Annotated in this window: 13 protein-coding genes; 5 read left to right on the top strand and 8 right to left on the bottom strand. The window is 67.9% G+C overall.

The window, feature by feature from the left end; genetic code table 11:
- Window positions 1–23 precede the first annotated feature (23 nt).
- Entirely contained in the window at window positions 24–1,292 is a 1,269-nt protein-coding gene (gene glgC, locus KY493_RS04875; RefSeq protein ID WP_219897854.1) for a glucose-1-phosphate adenylyltransferase, read from the top strand.
- Window positions 1,282–2,769: a glycogen synthase GlgA gene (glgA, locus tag KY493_RS04870; protein WP_219897853.1), complete on the top strand. Its 1,488-nt coding sequence runs from the start codon at window positions 1,282–1,284 to the stop codon at window positions 2,767–2,769. The genes glgC and glgA overlap by 11 nt, the downstream gene beginning before the upstream one ends.
- Here the strand turns inward: glgA and KY493_RS04865 are convergent.
- Complete coding sequence (locus KY493_RS04865) at window positions 2,760–4,013, bottom strand: D-amino acid dehydrogenase (RefSeq protein WP_219897852.1); 1,254 nt, start codon at window positions 4,011–4,013, stop codon at window positions 2,760–2,762. The genes glgA and KY493_RS04865 overlap by 10 nt on opposite strands.
- A gap of 131 nt (window positions 4,014–4,144) precedes the next feature.
- Here KY493_RS04865 and KY493_RS04860 point away from each other — a divergent pair, with 131 nt between their 5' ends.
- Window positions 4,145–4,600, top strand: a complete 456-nt coding sequence (locus KY493_RS04860) for an Lrp/AsnC family transcriptional regulator (RefSeq protein WP_219897851.1) — start codon at window positions 4,145–4,147, stop codon at window positions 4,598–4,600.
- Between the two features lie 19 nt (window positions 4,601–4,619).
- Here the strand turns inward: KY493_RS04860 and glf are convergent, their stop codons facing one another.
- The 3 genes from glf to KY493_RS14555 form a co-directional block, all read right to left on the bottom strand.
- A complete protein-coding gene (glf, locus tag KY493_RS04855; RefSeq protein ID WP_255568037.1) occupies window positions 4,620–7,001 on the bottom strand; it encodes a UDP-galactopyranose mutase in 2,382 nt (793 codons plus the stop codon).
- On the bottom strand, window positions 6,998–8,653 hold the full coding sequence (locus KY493_RS04850) for a hypothetical protein (protein WP_219897850.1): 1,656 nt from the start codon (window positions 8,651–8,653) through the stop codon (window positions 6,998–7,000). The genes glf and KY493_RS04850 overlap by 4 nt, the downstream gene beginning before the upstream one ends.
- A gap of 207 nt (window positions 8,654–8,860) precedes the next feature.
- A complete protein-coding gene (locus KY493_RS14555) occupies window positions 8,861–11,416 on the bottom strand; it encodes a M10 family metallopeptidase C-terminal domain-containing protein (RefSeq protein ID WP_219897849.1) in 2,556 nt (851 codons plus the stop codon).
- A 494-nt stretch (window positions 11,417–11,910) separates the two neighbouring features.
- Between KY493_RS14555 and KY493_RS04840 the strand changes: the two genes are divergently transcribed.
- Together KY493_RS04840 and KY493_RS04835 are read left to right on the top strand one after the other, a co-directional pair.
- Window positions 11,911–13,647 (top strand): type I secretion system permease/ATPase, encoded by a 1,737-nt coding sequence (locus KY493_RS04840; protein WP_219897848.1) that lies wholly within the window; start codon window positions 11,911–11,913, stop codon window positions 13,645–13,647.
- Window positions 13,644–14,990 carry an HlyD family type I secretion periplasmic adaptor subunit gene (locus tag KY493_RS04835; RefSeq protein ID WP_219897847.1) on the top strand — a complete coding sequence of 449 codons (1,347 nt, stop codon included), beginning with the start codon at window positions 13,644–13,646 and terminating at the stop codon, window positions 14,988–14,990. Before KY493_RS04840 ends, KY493_RS04835 begins: the two co-directional genes overlap by 4 nt.
- A 6-nt stretch (window positions 14,991–14,996) precedes the next feature.
- On the opposite strand, the gene csgH is transcribed toward KY493_RS04835, so the two are convergent.
- The 4 genes from csgH to KY493_RS04815 are packed head-to-tail and all read right to left on the bottom strand — an operon-like array spanning window position 14,997 to window position 17,796.
- On the bottom strand, window positions 14,997–15,317 hold the full coding sequence (gene csgH / locus KY493_RS04830) for a curli-like amyloid fiber formation chaperone CsgH (protein WP_219897846.1): 321 nt from the start codon (window positions 15,315–15,317) through the stop codon (window positions 14,997–14,999).
- 12 nt (window positions 15,318–15,329) lie between these two features.
- The gene (locus KY493_RS04825; protein WP_219897845.1) at window positions 15,330–16,061 is read right to left on the bottom strand and encodes a hypothetical protein; all 732 of its coding nucleotides are present in this window, start codon (window positions 16,059–16,061) and stop codon (window positions 15,330–15,332) included.
- 47 nt (window positions 16,062–16,108) lie between these two features.
- Window positions 16,109–17,191, bottom strand: coding sequence for a hypothetical protein (locus tag KY493_RS04820; RefSeq protein WP_219897844.1), 1,083 nt, complete (start codon window positions 17,189–17,191; stop codon window positions 16,109–16,111).
- Between the two features lie 8 nt (window positions 17,192–17,199).
- On the bottom strand, window positions 17,200–17,796 hold the full coding sequence (locus KY493_RS04815; RefSeq protein ID WP_219897843.1) for a hypothetical protein: 597 nt from the start codon (window positions 17,794–17,796) through the stop codon (window positions 17,200–17,202).
- Window positions 17,797–17,932: the final 136 nt, after the last annotated feature.

The following is a 17,932-nucleotide window of genomic DNA, read 5'->3' as shown; positions in this document are numbered from 1 at the left end:
CCCGCACAGGGAGAAACAACCATATGCCACCCAGCGCGACCCTCCGGGGCCTGATCAGCCGTCAGGCCATGGCCTTTGTTCTGGCCGGGGGTAGAGGCAGCCGATTGCTGGAGCTGACGGACCGTCGCGCCAAGCCGGCGGTCTTCTTTGGCGGCAAGACGCGCATCATCGACTTCGCCCTGTCTAACGCCCTGAACTCTGGCGTGCGCCGCATCTGCGTGGCGACCCAGTACAAGGCGCACAGCCTGATCAAGCACCTGCAATACGGCTGGACCTTCTTCCGGCCCGAGCGGAACGAGAGCTTCGACATCCTGCCGGCCAGCCAGCGCGTGTCCGAAGCCAACTGGTATCTCGGCACCGCCGACGCCGTGTACCAGAACATCGACATCATCCGCAGCTATGCGCCCAAATACATCATCGTCCTGGCCGGCGACCACATCTACAAGCAGGACTACGGCGTGATGCTCGAGGAGCATTGCAACAACAACGCCGAGGTCACCGTCGGCTGCGTCGAGGCCCCTCGCTCGGAAGCCTCCGCCTTTGGCGTGATGCACATCGACGAGAACGACCGCATCATCGACTTCCTTGAAAAGCCCAAGGACCCGCCTTCCATGCCGGGCAAGCCGGACACGGCGCTGGTCAGCATGGGCATCTACATCTTCGACACCGAATTCCTGTTCCAGCGCCTGATCGAGGACGCGGCGAACCCTGCGTCCGAGCACGACTTCGGCAAGAACATCATTCCGGACCTGGTCAAGAACGGCCGCGCCTTCGCTCACCAGCTCGGCCGCTCGGCCATCCGCTCGGGGCCGCGCGCCGAGGCCTACTGGCGCGACGTCGGCACGCTCGACGCCTATTTCGACGCCAACCTCGACTTGACCAACACCACGCCCGATCTCGACCTCTACGACCGCGAGTGGCCGATCTGGACCTACAGCGAGATGACGGCTCCGGCCAAATTCGTCCACAACGACGAGGGACGGCGCGGCATGGCGGTGTCTTCGGTGGTTTCGGGCGACTGCATCGTCTCGGGCGCCTCGCTGGAGCGGTCGCTGCTGTTCACCGGCGTGCGGGTCAACAGCTACTCCCACGTCGAGAACGCGGTGATCATGCCCCGCGTCGAGATCGGTCGGTCGTGCCGCCTGACCAACGTCATCATCGACAAGGAAGTGGTCATTCCCGAAGGCCTGGTTGTCGGAGAGGACCCGGTCATCGACGCCCAGCGCTTCCGCCGGACGGACAAGGGCGTGTGCCTGATCACCCAGCCGATGATCGACGCCCTTGCGCGCTGAGGCGGTCGGCGGCGACACTGGCGTGATGGGCCCGCTTCACATCCTCTCCGTCGCGTCCGAGGTCTTCCCGCTGATCAAGACCGGCGGGCTCGCCGATGTCGCCGGCGCCCTGCCCGCCGCCCTGCGCCCGCACGGCGTCGAGATGCGGACGCTGGTTCCAGGCTACCCCGCCGTGCTGGAGCGGCTGGGAGATCCTCAGACGGTTGCGACCTTTGACGATCTGATGGACGACCGCGCGCGGGTGCTGCAGGGATCGGCCGCGGGCCTCGACCTGCTTGTGCTGGACGCCCCTCACCTGTTCGGACGTCCGGGCAATCCCTACCTGACACCGGACGGCGAGGACTGGCCGGACAACGGGCTGCGTTTCGGCGGCTTGGCCCGCGTCGCGGCCGAGATCGCGCGGGGCCGCATCGACAGCTATCGGCCCGATGTCGTGCACGGCCACGACTGGCAGGCCGCCATGGTCCCCGCCTATCTGCGCCAGGCTTCGGGCGAGGCGCCGCCGTTTGTGCTGACGGTCCACAACCTAGCCTTCCAGGGCCGCTTTCCCCGCGCGCTCCTGCCGGCGCTCGGACTGCCGGATGACGCCTTTGCCTTGGATGGCGTCGAATACTACGGCGACATCGGCTTCCTGAAGGCCGGCGTGCTGATGGCCGACCGCGTGACCACGGTTTCGCCCTCCTATGCGGCCGAGATCGCCAGCGAAGGCGGCGGCATGGGTTTGGGCGGGCTGCTGCAGGGACGCGGAGAGGACCTGATCGGCATCCTGAACGGACTGGACGTCGAGGTCTGGAACCCCGCGACCGACCCCCTGATCGCGCAGACCTACGACGCCGCCACCCCTGCACGTCGCGCTGCGAACAAGGCGGCCTTGCAGGCCCGGTTCGGTCTCGATCCTCGCGCGGACGCGCCGCTTTTCGGCGTGGTCAGCCGTCTGACCAGTCAAAAGGGCTTGGACCTGCTGCTCGCCGCCCTGCCGACGCTGCTGGAGATGGGGGCGCAACTTGCGCTGCTCGGCGCCGGCGAGCCGAGCCTCGAGGCCGGCTTCCGGGCGGCGGCCGAGGTGGCCCCCGGCCATATCGGCTGCGTCATCGGCTATGACGAGGCGCTGGCGCACCAGATTCAGGCGGGGTGCGACGCCCTCTTGGTGCCCTCGCGCTTCGAGCCCTGCGGCCTGACCCAGCTCAGCGCCCTGCGCTACGGCGCGGTGCCGGTGGTGGCGCGCACCGGCGGTCTCGCCGACACCGTGGTCGACGCCAATCCGATGGCGCTGTCGGCGGGCGTGGCCACCGGCGTTCAGTTCTCGCCGGTCGAGCAGGCGCCGTTCGAACGCGCCCTGCACCAGGTCGCCGCCCTGTACCGCGACAAGCCGACCTGGGCGCGTCTTCAGGCCAACGCCATGGCGACGGACGTATCCTGGAACGCCTCGGCCGCGCGCTACGCCGCCCTCTATCGTCAGCTTGCCGCTCAGCCGTAGCGAGCGATCGACAGGTCCGTCGTCTCGATGTCCGGATCGCGCCCGGTGATGATGTCGCTGACCACGCGCGCCGATCCGCACGCCATGGTCCAGCCCAGCGTTCCGTGACCGGTATTCAGATAAAGGTTGGGCACGCGCGTCGCGCCCAAGACGGGCGTGCCGTCAGGCGTCATGGGGCGCAGGCCGGTCCAGAACCTGGCCTGATCCAACGCCCCGGCGTCGGGAAACAGGCTGTTCAACGAATACTTCAACGTCGCCTGCCTGCGAGGCGGCAGGTCGTTGTTGAAGCCCGACAGCTCCGCCATGCCGCCCACGCGAATGCGTGACCCCAGCCGGGTGATGGCGATCTTGAAGGTCTCGTCCATCACCGTGGAGACCGGCGCCGTCTCCTCGCGCGCGAACGGCACGGTGATCGAATAGCCCTTCACCGGATACACCGGCAGATCGATCCGGGTCGGCTTCAGAAGCGCCGGCGTATAGCTGCCCATGGCCGCGACATAGACATCGGCGGTTTGCTCGCCCCGGCTGGTTGAAACCGAGACCACTCGCCCCTGATCCACCCGCAGGCCGCGCACCTCAGTCGCATAAAGAAAGGTGACGCCCGCCGCTTGAGCCATCTCGGCCAGTCGCTGGGTGAACAAGGCCGCGTCGCCCGTTTCGTCGTTCGGCAGGCGCAGGCCGCCCGCGATCTCCGCCTGGGACGCCTTCAACCCAGGCTCTGCGGCCAGGCAGCCCGCGCGGTCCAGCACCTCGCACGGCACGCCTTCGTGACGCAGAACCTTTACGTCCTTGGCCACGTCCTCCAGCTGCTTCTCCGTCCGGAACAGCTGCAGCGTGCCCTGCTGGCGGCCGTCGTACTGGATGCCGGTCTCGGCCCGCAGCAGCTTCAGCTGGTCGCGGCTGTATTCGGCGAGCCGCACCATCCGCTCCTTGTTCAGCGCGTAACGCTCGGACGTGCAGTTCCGCAGCATCTGCAGGCCCCAGCGGATCATCGCCGGATCAAGCGTCGGCCGCAGGATCAGCGGCGCGTGCTTCATCATCAGCCAGCGCGGCGCCTTGCGCGGGATCGACGGCGCGGCCCATGGCGATGAGTACCCCGGCGAAATCTGACCGGCGTTGGCGAAGCTGGTCTCCAACCCCGGGCCCGCCTGGCGTTCGATGACCGTAACCTCGCACCCGGCCTTGGCCAGATAGTAGGCAGTCGTCACGCCGATGACGCCGGCGCCCAGAACGATGCACTTCACGCTCGACCTCCCGCGCGCTTTTGGCCGTAGGATAACGAAGATCGTATCGCCGATCCTGCGCGCCTGTGGCAGGATCGTTCAAGATGCGGCCAGGAACCGCACGATCGATCAATCCAAACGCAAGGATCAGCATGCCGGGTCTCGACGAAGTGGATCGCCGGATCATCCGCCAGCTGAGGGCGAACGCCCGCATCCCCAATTCGACCCTGGCCAAGAGCGTGGGGCTGTCGCCGTCGGCCTGCCTGCGCCGCGTCAAGCTGCTGGAAGATCGCGGCGTCATCCGCGGCTACCAAGCGGTCGTGGCGGAGGGTGACGAGGACAGCGTCGTCGCCATTGTCCTGATCACGCTGGAGAAGCAGACCGGCGACTATATGCGCCGCTTCGAGACGGCGATCCGCGAGCATCCCGAAATCCAGGAATGCTATCTGATGGCGGGCGAGGCTGACTATGTGCTGCGCGCCGCGGCGCCCAGCATCGCGGCCTATGAGGTCATCCACAAGGACGTGCTGTCCTGCCTGCCCGGCGTGTCGCGCATCCACTCCAGCCTGGCGATCCGCAACGTCCTGGCGGGACGAGGCCGGCGCTGAGGCCGGCCTCGCTGTCTAATCAGGCGCTCAGTCCTGCCGCAGCCGCCGTCGACAGATCCGCGCTCGCCACCGGCCGGAGCTTGCGGAACGTCGCCAGCGCCTGCCCAACCACCTGGTCCATGTTGTAGTAGCGGTAGGTCGCCAGCCGCCCGACAAAGGCCACGTCCGGCCGAGCCAGCGCCAGCGCCTCATACTTCTTGAACAGCGCCTGGTTCTCCGCGCGAGGGATCGGATAGTAGGGATCCCCCTCCGCCGCCGGATACTCGTAAGTCACGGTCGTGCGCGGATGCGACTGCCCCGTCAGGTGCTTGTATTCCGTGATGCGCGTATAGGGCGTCGCCTCGTCCGGATAGTTGACCGTGGCCACCGGCTGGAAGTTGGCCTGGTCCAGCGTCTCATGCCGGAACCGCAGGGAGCGGTAGGGCAGCTTGCCGTAGCGATGATCGAAGAACTCGTCGATCGGGCCGGTGAACACCAGCCGGTCGTAGACGACCTCGTCCACGACGTCGCGGTATTCCACGCCGGTCTCCACCCGAATGTTCGGGTGATCCAGCATGTTCTCGAACATCTTGGTGTAGCCGTGCAGCGGCATGGCCTGGAACGCGTCGGTGAAGTAGCGATCGTCGACATTGGTGCGCGTCGGCACCCGCGCCGTGACCGACTTGTCCAGCTCCGACGGATCCAGACCCCACTGCTTGCGCGTGTAGCCGCGGAAGAAGGTCTCGTAGAGTTCGCGACCGACGGCCGAGATCACTACGTCCTCGGACGTGCGGATCTTCTCCACCGGCTCTGCGCGGGAAGCGAGGAACGCCTCGGCCTGCTCGTCCGATTGCAGGTCCACGCCATAAAGCGCGTTCAGCGTCGTCCGGTTGATCGGCATCGGCACCAGCTTGTCGCCGACCCGCGCGAGCACCCGGTGCTCGTAGGGCCGCCATTCGGTGAAGCGCGACAGATAGTCGAACACCTCGGCCGAGTTGGTGTGGAAGATGTGCGGGCCATACTGGTGCATCAGCACGCCGGCCTCATCCATGCGGTCATAGGCATTGCCTGCGATGTGGGGGCGGCGATCCACCACCAGCACCTTCTGCCCGCTCGACGCCAGCCGCTCGGCCAGCACCGAACCCGCGAACCCCGCCCCCACGACCAGAGCGTCGTAGTGCGAGGCGCGTCCGGCCGTGCGGACCGCCGGAGCGGCGATCGGGCTCGACAGCCGTGTGAAACCCCGTCCCAGGCGTTTGCGCACCGCGCCGTCGATCAGCGCCGACATGCGCAGCTGCGTCTGCTCCCATGACAGACTGGCCAGCGCCTCATCGACCTCTTCCAGCCAGGCCGATGTTTCCTTCAGCGCCAGCTGCGCTTCGCAGGCGGCGACGAAAGCCTCGGCCGTCTCGGCGATCTTCACGCCTTCCAGTTCGCCATAGTGCCGCACCACGTCACGGATGGGCGTGGACACCACCGGACGGCCCGCCGCCAGATACTCGGGCGTCTTGGTCGGGCTGATGAAGCGGGTCGATTCATTGATGGCGAAGGGCATAAGCGCCACATCCCAGCCGCTCAAAAAGGCGGGAAGGTCGTCGTAGCTCTGCTGGCCCATGTAGTGGATGTTCGCGCGGCGCGGCAGGTCCTGCTCGGCGATCTTGACCACCGGCCCCACCAGCACCAGCGACCAATCCGGCCGAGCATCCGCCACCGCGGCCAAGAGCTCCAGGTCCATCCGTTCGTCGATGACGCCGTAGAAGCCGAGCTTGGCGCCCGCGACGGCCGCTTGCGCGGCTGGTTCGTTCCGTCCTTGCCGCGCTTGGGCGAAATGGGTCCGCTCCACGCTCGATGGGAAGGGATGGATGTTGTCGTGCCGATGCTGCTTGGCCTCATAGAGGCTGTGCCCTCCGGTGAACACGACGTCCGCCCGGCTCATCAGCTCGGCTTCCAGTTGCGTCAGTTCGGGGGGCGCGAACTTGAAGGCCGAAAGCTCGTCCATGCAGTCGTAGACCACGGCAGACGCCTCGATGTGCCGCGACAAGGGCAGCATCATCGGCGTGTAGTACCAGAGCACGGGGTTCTCGATGCTTTGGCCGGCCAGGACCTCATCCAGCAACTGGCGCAGCACCGCCGTGCGGCAGGCGCCCTCCAGCCCTTCAGGCAGGCGCGGCGTCGCGACAACCACGCCGCTTGTGGCGCATCGACGAAGATCGACGCCCATCGCCATCCCAGCTTGCGCCGGCATGGGCTCTTCGAACACGACCACCGTGCGCGTGCGGGCGAACCGGGTCATCAGGTGCTGCGGTCGTTGAAACACGAAGTCCCAGCGCAGGTGAGAGAAGCAGACGATCGGATCGCCGCGTTCCTGCGGCTTGGCCAGTTCGACGACGTCGGCGCGGATGCTGGTGTCTGTGGTGTTCAAGGCTGGCCCTTCCAGGATTGCAGGCTGAGGCCGCGATGCGGACGAGACCGGGGCGCGGAGTAGGTTGAGGGTTCATGCGCTTTCGCGCTGTCCGGCCACGGCTGGTCCAGCAGCAGGTCAAAGGCTCGCGATAAAGGCGAAGCACGATCGAACGTCCGCACCTCGAGCCAGGGGGCGGCGTCGCCCGGCTCGTCCGGATGAACCACGTGCAGCCCGCGCTGCTCGCATTCGCTCCAGAGTTCGCGCCACTGCTCGCCGATGTCGGCGCTGTTTAGAAGGATCGGCCTGTTGGCGGGTCGCCGCACCGGCGGCGCGCCTTCCTCTGCGACCGGATGCACCGGATAGGCCAGTCGTCCAGGCCTGCGCCACCATCCCGGCTCATGCGCAAAAGGACAGTCGGTGCCGCCTGTGCGGGCGAGGTCGCGCACGATTTGGGCCAGGGCGGTCGGCCGCAGATCGCCGTCCGACAGGTCGAACACGCCGCTTTCGTAGACGCCGTCCGGACGGGTCAGCAGGCTGTTCCAGTCGAACCCGCCCAGCAGGTTCCATACGGTCACGGCTTCGACATCAACGCCGTTCGCTCGCGCCTGCAGTGCGGCGTCCCAGCATTCCGATAGCCATCGGACCTGTTCCTCGCGCGTGCACCCGAGGTGGCATTCGGTGATCGCGATCGGCAGTCGATAACGGCGCCACAAGGCTCGAAGATGCTCGGACCAGCCGACCGGCGCCGGATCGACCACGCGAACCGCTTCCACGTCGGCGTAGGCGACATGCCCGTTGCCGCCATGAAGATGTTGCGGATATCGCTCAAGCCGGTGATCAAGGAAGCGATCGCTGGTGGCGTAGTGGTTCAGGCCGATGACGAAGTCCGTCGGATCTGCGGCCAGAACCTCCAGGCGATCAACCAACCCGAGCCGATCGATGTGGTCAAACAGCGCATGGCCGGACACAACGCGTCCCGCGAGCAGATCCCACGTCGCGAACCGGCGCATATTATCGTGGTCGGCCTGTGCCGCGCACGGCGGCGTGGCGTAGGTCCGACCGAAGTCCTCGGTCTGGATCAGGCGCGCCTCGGGATTGACGGCGCGGATCGCCGCCATCGACAGGCGTATGCCGTCAATCTGGTTCAACACCGCCGTCCAAAACGCGGTCTCGTTTTTCAGATGAGGATGCCAGTGGCCGTAGAGGGCGCTGAAGCGCGCGGTGGTCAGCGGCTCGTTGATCGGCGTCCAGTCTCGCGCCCACGGATACCGCGCCGCCACACGACCGGCGAATACCGCCAAGGCTTCGGGAAACGCAGGATCGAGCAGATTGGTCCAGGCTGGACCGGAGCCATGGTGAAGCAGCCCAAGGATAGGTTGGACCTTCAACTCGCGTAGGCGGCTCAGGCGGGCGTCCGCCCAAGACCAGTCATAAGCGTCGCGCTTGATCTCGGTCCGCTCCCACAGCACCGGATAGCGGAGGGCTTGAAGACCAAGATCGGCGAAGCGGTCGAGGTCCTCGATGCGGTCTTCGTGGCCGGACAGACGCGTCTGATCACGCCAATCATCGCCCACGCGGTTGACGGTGCACTCGTGCCCTCCCCAGAGGGCAAGGTGGCCAGCCGGCAGGCGTCGCGCGCCAGCCGCCGGCGTCAACGCCTCGTCGATCATCGGTGGTTCCTTCCGATGACCAAATGCCGCAGGCGGCCGACAGTTCCGCAGATGGTTGAGGAGTAAGGAAAATCTGCAACGCGCGGCCATCAGCATGGGCGCAGGGCGGCGTCAGCCTGCGTCGGCATCCACGACAAACGCCGGCGCGGGCGAACCGCGCCGGCGTTCAGCCGTCCCCTCCCGACGAGCGGGCGGGCCATCACATCGTCAGGCGACCAGATCCCAGTCGCCGTGAACCTTGGCGCTGAGGTCCGACTTGCCCACGTCGGCGGCGTTCCAGGTCGCGCCGGACGTCGCCACGTCATTGAACCAGTCGCCGCGTAGATCGCGGGCGCCGACGCCTTCCAGCAGGATCGACGATCCGTCCTCGAACGAGATCAGGGTGTTGCGTCCGCTTTGTTCGATGGTGTGCCCGATGCCCGCCGTCGTCATCGCTGACCAGTCGATCACGTCGCCGCTGCGGAAATCGGTGATGCGATCGACCCCCGAGCCGGGGCCGAAGACGAAAGTGTCCGCCCCCGTGCCGCCGGTCAGGACGTCATCGCCCGCCCCGCCGATCAGGATGTCATCGGCGCTTCCGCCGTCGAGCACGTCATTATCGGCGCCGCCGAACAGCGTATCGACGCCGCTGCCGCCGAACAGCTGATCGCTTCCCGCGTCGCCATAGACGAAATCGTCGCCCGCGCCGCCGTCGACGAAATCGTCACCGCCGCCACCTCGCAGCACGTCGTTGCCGGTCAAGCCGCTGAGACGATCCGCGCCGGCGCCGCCCCGTATGACGTTGTCCAGGGCGTTGCCGGTCAGCGATTGGCCGCCACCGGACAGGCCGGTCAGGTTCTCCAGATGCTGCTGCAGCGTATAGGCGCTCAGCGTCGTCCGGACCTCGTCGGTTCCGCTGCTCGCGGCCTCGACGATACGGTCGCCGGCGTTGTCGACGAAGTAGACGTCGTTGCCGATCCCGCCCGTCATCACGTCCGCCCCGACGCCGCCGTCCAGGGTGTCGTTGCCAGCGCCCCCGTTCAGGACGTCGTTGCCGGCGCCCGCCTTGATGACGTTGTCCAGCGCGTTGCCGTTCAGCGTCTGGCCGGTCGAGGCGGCGCCCGTCAGATTCTCGAAATGGTCCTGCAGGCTGAAGGTGTTCAGCGTGGTGCGGACCTCGTCCACGCCGCCGCCGGCCAGTTCCACCAGCTGGTCGCCCGTGCTGTCGACCACATAGATGTCGTTGCCCGAGCCGCCGGTCATCAGGTCGTCGCCGGCGCCGCCATCCAGCGAGTCGGCGCCCGAGCCGCCTTCCAGGATGTCATTGCCTTCGCGGCCCAGAAGCACGTCGTCGCCGGCGTTGCCGACGAGGCGATTGTTGGCCGCATTGCCGATGATGGCGTCGGCGCCCGAGCCGCCGATCGCGTTTTCTATGGTCACGCCATAGGCGATGCCGACATTGTCGGTTAGTCGCCCGACCACAGGGTTGGCGCGCAGGGCGGCGATGTTGGCGTCGTAGGTCGCGCGCGGAACGGGCGGCAGGCCCAGCGCCGCACGATTGGCGTTGGTCTGCTCGAACGACGGGGCCGAGGCCGCCGTCACCCCGCCGATGCTGCTCAGCGAGCCGGGCGTCAGGTCGATCAGCTGGGTCGTGTCATAGCCGGACGCATCGAGCGTATCGATCCCGCCCGCGTCATAGATGGCCATGATCGGCGCAGGCGTCTTGGTGAAGTCGTACGAATCGCGGCCGGCGTTGCTGTTGAAACCGTAGACCGTATCTCCGGTGCGGGTCGTCTTGTCCGCGCCATACATGGCTTGGATCGTGGCGATGTCGTGGATCAACGGCGTCGCGGCATAGACCGTCGTCGAGATGTTGAAGTCGAAATGCCGTGCGCCGCCCAGCGACGAAGCGTTGAAATAGGACATCACCGTGTAGGCCCGGGTGTCCTGCGCATATTCAGCGTTGGCCGGATAGGTGATGCTGAGGCCCGGCGCGGCGTTGTAGGCGCCGGGGTGGCTGAGGCCCAGGGCGTGGCCCGCCTCGTGCACCAGGGTGTGGATGCCATAGCCGCCTTCATCCAGCTGGAAGTTGCTGGCCTGCGAGGCGCTGACCCAGACGTCGCCCGAAATCTCGGCGACCTGGGCGTTCACACTGGGGTTGCTGGACAGCAGCGTCGAGGGCAGGCGCGCATAGGCTTGCGTCGTGGGCGCACTGGCCAGGTTGCCGAAGTTCAAATCGGCGATGTCGGCCGAGGTCTCGACAAAGGTCGGCGCGATCAGGTCGTCCCAGGCCTGCATCGACTCGCGCGTCGCCGCCCGCTGCTCGGGCGTGAAGGCGGCGAAGTTGAAGTACTCGGCCAAGCCGTAGTAGCCGCCATTCAACTCATAGGTGTAGCCGTTCGTCTCGACCTGCTCTAGGGTATCGAAGAAGCCGTAGCGGATTTCGCTTACGCTGCCGCTGGACGGGGTCGGATGGTTAGGGCCCGGCGCCCATGACGCGCCCGTGCGGTTCAGGTTGGCGATGACCTGCTCCAGCGTCCACACCGGCTTTCCGGCAACCGTGCCGCCAGTGCCGTCGATGTTCGCGTCGAGCGGCGAGGTCGAGCTGTCCGGGCCCACGTCCGGATCGTTCATGCAGCCGGCGCAGGGGCAGCCGACCTGGCCCGTGTGCGCGGAGATGCCGTGCAGGGCGTCGATGTTCAGCGTAGACGGTTGGTAGGTGTCCGACGCCCGCGCAGCCGACGCTCCACTTCCTTCGCGCCCCTCGTTTGAAACCAATTTCATCTCGCAGTCCCTCCGTTAGATGATTGATGGATTACCGCCCGGCGCGGCTTTTTCTGTTCGCCGAGGCAGGATCTCTGAAAACGCAGTTGTCTGTAAGCGTTGGCCAACCAGCCGGAGACGATCCGGGATCATGCGCGTCGCTCGCGATCCGCGACGCCGCATCGATCAGGCCCGCTCCACCGCTTGATGGATTCAACATGCATTCCCCCGCATCAGACTGACCGCTTCCCCTGCTTTGTCGCCTGGACACCGCTGCTGTCCCTCTTCACAACGGCGCCCGATCGTCAGAGGACGTGGTAAACGGAAGTCCGTCAATAGCTGTTGGCCAGCATTCGATGTCTGACCGCTTTGTCGATCCTCTTTTGTTAAGCGGTTGATCTTCTTGCGGAACGGTCAAGCTTGCCGGCTGAGGAAGTGCTTGTGTTGCCTGCTCAATGTGGTTTCTTGGTCGGCTATGCGGCCGGAACGCCGCGAGCAGCTCGGGGGAGCGCGGAGTGTTCAAAAGCCTGCTGCCGACCACGCCGGGAACAGAGCCGCTGACGGCCGGCGTGCGCGCGGTGCGGACCTATATGGTCTGGGCGGCGGTGTTCAGCGCCCTGGTCAACCTGCTGTATCTCGCGCCCACCCTGTACATGATGCAGGTCTATGACCGGGTGGTGCCGACCGGCGGCATGCTGACGCTGATGCTGATCAGCGCCGCCGCCCTGTTCGCGCTCGCCACGCTGTCGGGCCTGGATTGGTTGCGCCAGCGGCTGCTGCTGCGGGCGGGGCTGCGACTGGACCGGCTGCTGGCCGCCGACGTGCTCGGCCGGGTGATCGACCTGAAGTCGGGACGGTCGGGCGCACAGGCTCTGCGCGACTTCGACACGGTGCGATCCGGTCTGTCCGGCGCCGGCGCGTTGGCCTTCTTTGACGCCCCGTGGACGCCGATCTATCTGATCTGCTGCTTTCTCCTGCACCCCGCCATCGGCGTTCTGACCCTCTGCGGCGGGGCCGTCCTGCTGATCCTGGCGGTGCTGAACGAGCGCGACAGCCGCCCGCGTACGAACAAGGCCGTCCGTTCAACCAACGCCGCCTACGCGGCCCAGGACGCGGTCGCCGGCCAGGCCGAGGTGCTGCGCGCCCTGGGCATGCGACGCAGCAGCATCGCCCGCCAGCTGGAACAACGCCGGATCGCCACCGCGCAACACGCCGACGCCCAGCTTCATGGCGGCAAATACTCCGGCCTGACCAAATTCCTGCGCCTGGTTCTTCAGTCGGCCGCGCTTGGTCTGGCCGCCTGGCTGGCGGTGCATGGAGACATCTCCATCGGCTCGATCATCGCGGCCTCGGTCCTGCTCAGCCGCGCGGTCGCGCCCATCGAACAGCTGGTCGGCGCCTGGACCGGCATCAACCAGGCCATCGCCGCCTGGAAGTCGCTGATCGTCCTGTTCGCCGCCAGCAAGAGCGAAGATCGCCCGCGCACCGCCCTGCCCGCCCCGTCCGGCAAGGTGCAGACGGAGGGCGTCGCCGTGCGCCTGCCCGACACCGACCAGCCCCAATTGCGCGGCGTGTCCCTGACCTTGGCGCCGGGCCAGATCCTGGGCGTGATCGGCCCCAGCGGATCGGGCAAGACGACGCTGGCGCGTGTCCTTGCCGGCGCGCTGGACCCCACGGTCGGCGTCGTGCGGCTGGACGGCGCGGAATACAGCGCCCGCGACAGCGACGAACTGGCGCGCCACATCGGCTATCTGCCGCAGAACCCAAGCCTCTTCGCCGGCGCGATCACCGACAACATTTCTCGCTTCGCTCGTGGCGCAGGCCCGTCTTCCCCAGAGATCGACGCGAAGGCCGTCGCCGCCGCCCAAGCCGCCGGCGCGCACGAGATGATCCTGCGCCTGCCGCACGGCTACGACACGGTGCTTGGCCCCTCCGGCGCGGGCGTCTCCGCCGGCCAGGCTCAGCGCATCGCCCTGGCGCGCGCCCTCTACGACGACCCGGTGCTGCTGGTGCTGGACGAGCCCAACTCCAACCTGGACAGCGACGGCGAGGCCGCCTTGATGAGCGCCATGCTGGCCGCCGCCGCGCGCGGGGCCGCCGTCGTGATCGTCGCGCACCGGGCCGGCGTGCTGTCTCGAGTCGATCGTCTGCTGACCTTGCGCGACGGTGCGGTGCATCTGGAAGGCCCGCGCGAAGCTGTCCTTGGCCGCATGCGCGCCGAACCCGCCGCCGCCGGAGCTCGCCCGCAATGACCCAGACGCTTGATCCCCCCGGCGGCGTCTCCGCTTCCGACGACCAGCTCGATTCGCCCCGTCGTGACCTGATCATCGGCGGCGTGCTGATCGCCTTGTTCTTTGGCCTGTTCCTGGGCTGGGCGGCGTTCGCGCCGCTGGACGCGGGCGCCTACGCCTCTGGTCAGGTCGCCGTGTCCGGCAATCGCCAGGCCGTTCAGCACCGCGAGGGCGGCACCGTCTCGCGACTGCATGTGGCCGAGGGCGACCGGGTCCAGCGCGGCCAGGTGCTGGTGGAGCTGAACACCGGAGAGCTGCGCGCCGTCGAGCGCGGCCTGACCGGACAGGTCCTGTCCTTGCTGGCCCAGCGCGCCCGCATGATCGCCGAACGCGACCGCCTGGGCGCCATTCCCATTCCGGCAGAGTTCGCCGGCCTTTCCGCCGAAGACCGCGCCCTCGCCGACGAGGCTCTGCGGCTACAGCGCCTCCAGTTCGGCGCCCGCCGCAGCGGCCGCTCGACCGAGACCGGCGTGCTGCAGCAGCGCATCGGCCAGGTCGACCAGCAGATCGAGGGCTATCAGCGCCAGATCGAATCCAACATCGCCCAGCGCCGCCTGATCGAGGAGGAACTGGTCGGCATGCGCGAACTCGCAGCCAAGGGTTTCGCGCCGCAGAACCGCGTGCGCGCGCTCGAGCGCACGGCCGCGTCCCTCGATGGCGAACTCGGCGCCCTGCGCGCCCAGGTCGCCAGTGCGCGCGAGGCCGTGGGCGAAACCCGGCTCGAGATGCTGGGCGTGTCCACCAAGATGAACGAGGATGTCGCCGACACCCTGCGCCAGCTCGAGGTGCAGCTGAACGAACTCCGCCCAAGGCTGGAAGAGGCGCGGCGTCAGATCGCCCGCAGCCAGATCCGCAGCCCCTCGACCGGCCAGGTCGTCGGCCTGACGGTGTTCACGCCCGGCGGCGTGATCCAGCCCGGCCAGACGCTGATGGATGTGGTGCCGGACGAGGCGTCGCAGGTGATCGTCGCCCAGGTCAATCCCGCCGACATCGACAACCTCCGCATCGGCCAGGAGACCGAGGTCAAGTTCCCTGGCCTTCGCGAGCGTTCGATCCCGATCCTGCACGGTCAGGTCACGCGCATCTCGGCCGACAGCTTCGTCGACGAGGCCACCGGCCGCAGTCACTACCGGGCCGAGGTGGTGGTGCCGCCGGCCGAGCTCGAGCGGCTCGGCGCCAAGGCTCGCCAGATCCGGCCCGGCATGCCCGCCGAGGTCGTCGTGCTGCTGCGCAAGCGCACCGCCCTCGCCTATCTGACCGAGCCCCTCACCTCCAGCCTGTGGCGGACGGGCAGCGAGCAGTAGAGCCGGTCAGCGGCCTTCCGAGCTCGACGACATCTCGGCGAGGTCCGCCGTCTCTTCGTGCACCATGCGTTCGCCGTCATAGACGGACAGGGTCACCGCGCCCTGACTGTCGGGCGAGACGGTCACCACGCCCACAGGTCCGGACGACCGGCCATCGGTGGAGCCGCCTTGGCTGACATTGCTGGTCCCGCCGCTTGTGCGCGAGCTGACCACCAGCCGCCAACGCAGCTCGCGCGGCGTGTCGGCGGCGACATAGGCGGACACGGCCACCCCGCGTTCGGACCGAACCATCTCGAAGTGGGCGTCCACGCCATCGGCCGGGATCATCGCGCAGTCCTTCTAGTTCGGCGTGACCGGAGCGCCTGCGCCGATCACCCCTATCACGCCGGCGACGATCGCCTGGGTCGCGGCGTCCAGCGCCGGCGTTTCCGCATCCTCTTCATCCGGCGCGGGCCGGTTCAGGGCCATGGAGGCGACGGCCAGGGCGGCGTTGGAGCCGTCAACCTCGCCATTGGCCAGGCGACGCGCGGCGGCGCCCAGATCGTTCGGCGCCGTCCGTTGCTCGTTCTGCGTCGCCAGCAGTCTTTGTTCCGGCGACAGCGGTTCGGGGTTCGGCGCAGGAAAATCCCCGGCTCGCGTCTCGATCACGCGCGCACATGCCGCGAGGGCCTGGGCGTTCTGCGGATCGCAACGATCCGGGCCGGTTGGAACCACGGTGCTGGTGTTTCGTCCCTCGGCCCGGCGCGCGGGCGACGCCGGCGCCTCGGCGCTGGGCCTGCCTGTGGCCAGGTCCAGCCGCGAATAGGCCTGTCCGCGTTCGCCCGTCACTTGGGTATAGGGCACGGGTCCGTCGGCGGGCGGGGTCGAGCCGGACACGGTGCGGTCGCGCGGTCTCGGCTCTGCCTGCGGCAGAGGCGCGGCGGGCGCGCCCACCTGGGCGGCGCGTGCGGCGTCGGAGGAGCCCGGCCGCGTCGGATTGGTCTGGGTGATGGCCACGCCCGAGCCATCCTGGCCCACGGCGGCGCCGGAGGCGAGCAGGACGGCGGCGAAAACGGCGGCGGAACGGATCATGCGGCGCGGCCTCCTTGACAACGATTGTAGCAGGTCGAGCCCCGAACCTACAGGGCGGACTGGCTGACGCTGGCGACGTTGCCCGTTCCGGACTGGGTGATGACGGATCGATTGCCGCTGCCGGACTGACGCGCTGCGGCCATGTTGGCGGATCCCGACTGGAGGATCTCCGACACATTGTTCAGACCCGCCTGGTACACCTCGGCGACGTTGGCCTCTCCGGACGCCTGGCGCACGATGGAGACCAGCTCCACCCCCGCCTGATCCACCCGCGCCTGACCCAGGTTTCCGTCCTGGATCACGGTGGAGGCGACCCGCTCGCTGCCGTCCCACTGGACCACGGTGGCGAGATTGCGCACGCCGGCCTGGTCGATGTCGGACATGGAGCGCGATCCCGCCTGGAACACCTGGGCGATCGAGCCGGAGGACTGGTCCCACTGGCGCGCTTCGGACAGGCCGTCTTCGCCGACCTGGACCACATTGGCGCGCACCGCGAAGTCGTGCTGCATGATCAGCGAGCCGTTGCGCTCGCCCGCCTGGCTGACAAACACAGAGGCGTCGGCGCCGGACTGGAAGATGCTGGACAGATTGCCCGCGCCGCGCTGCACGACGTCGGCCGTCGCGCCCGTCCCGAACTGGCCGATCAGCGACCGGTTGTTCACCCCCGTCTGATCGATAAAGGCGCGGTTGCCCGAGACCCCACCGAGCGGATCGACCCCCGCGCGACGCCCCGCCAGATCGGTTTCGAATACGGAGGCCGCTCCCGGCGCCCTGCCCTGCTCGACCACGGAAACGAGGCCGTCGCCGTTTTGGCGCACCTGCACTTCGTTGTCAGCGCCGAACTGGGAGACCCGCGACTGAACCGCCCCGGAAGAGAGTATGGCGGCCAGATTGCCCTGGCCGGTCTGGATCAGGACCGACTGCGGACCGGGCGCGGTCGCGTCCGCGCCGTCGGCATCCGCGCCCAGGCCACCGAGCGAGAACAGCTTCGGAGTGTCGCCCATGGACCTGACCACCCGCACGCCCGCATCACCGACCCACACCAGCGACATGACCGCCAGAACGACGGTCGCGGCCAGACGCCGGTTCCGGCCGGCCGGGGCGCCGACCGCGATGTCGCTGTCGGCCACCGCGTCCGTCATTTGGGCGTGACAATGCTGGTCTGGGTGATGGTCAGGGTCTTGCCAACCCCGTCCATGATCACGGCGGGCGCGCTCAGGTTCGATCCGACCTGCGTCCAGTTCAGGGCGTTGCCGGCGCCGGACTGCGCGACGACCATGCCGTTGTCATCGCCGTCCTGCGTCAGGGTGGCCGAGTTGCCTTCGCCCGACTGGTTCAGGGCGATGCTGTTGCGGTCGCCGTCCTGCTGAATGGAGGCGGCGTGCGCCGTGACGCTGGCCATCTGCGTGACCGAGGCCTGGTTGCCGTTGCCGTTCTGGCCCACCGTGGCCCGGCCGCCGGCATCTCCCTGCTGGAGGACACCGGCCCCGTTGCCGTTCCCGAATTGCGCCACGTCGGCATAGGCCGATCCAGCCTCCTGCCGGACGCCGGCCGTGTTGTTGTCGCCGCGCTGCTGGATGCGGGCGGCGGTCGACGCCGAGCCCCGCGCCTGGGTGATCGTGGCGCGGTTGGCGTCGCCGATCTGCTCCACATAGGCGCTGGCCGCGATCTGGGCCTGCGCGCCCGAGGCGGCGGCGGCGGCGAACAGGGCGGAAAGAAGGAGAGTGCGGATCATGGATCCAGCTCCGTTGCAAAAGACCGCCGGCCCAGCCGACTCGTCTTGAAAAACTCGCATCGCGTCAAAGCTTGGAGCTTCTCGCGATCAGCCGTCGAGGCGGACGCATCCCTGCGCCCGCCCCTCCGGTGTCGCG

Source organism: Brevundimonas sp. PAMC22021 (assembly GCF_019443405.1).
Taxonomy (GTDB): Bacteria; Pseudomonadota; Alphaproteobacteria; order Caulobacterales; family Caulobacteraceae; genus Brevundimonas.
This window is presented reverse-complemented; position numbering and strand designations above follow the sequence as displayed.

Coding starts and splice junctions, on each gene's coding strand:
- csgH (WP_219897846.1), bottom strand. CDS start 15,317: ATGATCCCGGCCGATGGCGTGGACGCCCACTTCGAGATGGTTCGGTCC.
- KY493_RS04835 (WP_219897847.1), top strand. CDS start 13,644: ATGACCCAGACGCTTGATCCCCCCGGCGGCGTCTCCGCTTCCGACGAC.
- KY493_RS04860 (WP_219897851.1), top strand. CDS start 4,145: ATGCCGGGTCTCGACGAAGTGGATCGCCGGATCATCCGCCAGCTGAGG.
- KY493_RS04825 (WP_219897845.1), bottom strand. CDS start 16,061: ATGATCCGTTCCGCCGCCGTTTTCGCCGCCGTCCTGCTCGCCTCCGGC.
- KY493_RS14555 (WP_219897849.1), bottom strand. CDS start 11,416: ATGAAATTGGTTTCAAACGAGGGGCGCGAAGGAAGTGGAGCGTCGGCT.
- KY493_RS04815 (WP_219897843.1), bottom strand. CDS start 17,796: ATGATCCGCACTCTCCTTCTTTCCGCCCTGTTCGCCGCCGCCGCCGCC.
- KY493_RS04850 (WP_219897850.1), bottom strand. CDS start 8,653: ATGATCGACGAGGCGTTGACGCCGGCGGCTGGCGCGCGACGCCTGCCG.
- glgC (WP_219897854.1), top strand. CDS start 24: ATGCCACCCAGCGCGACCCTCCGGGGCCTGATCAGCCGTCAGGCCATG.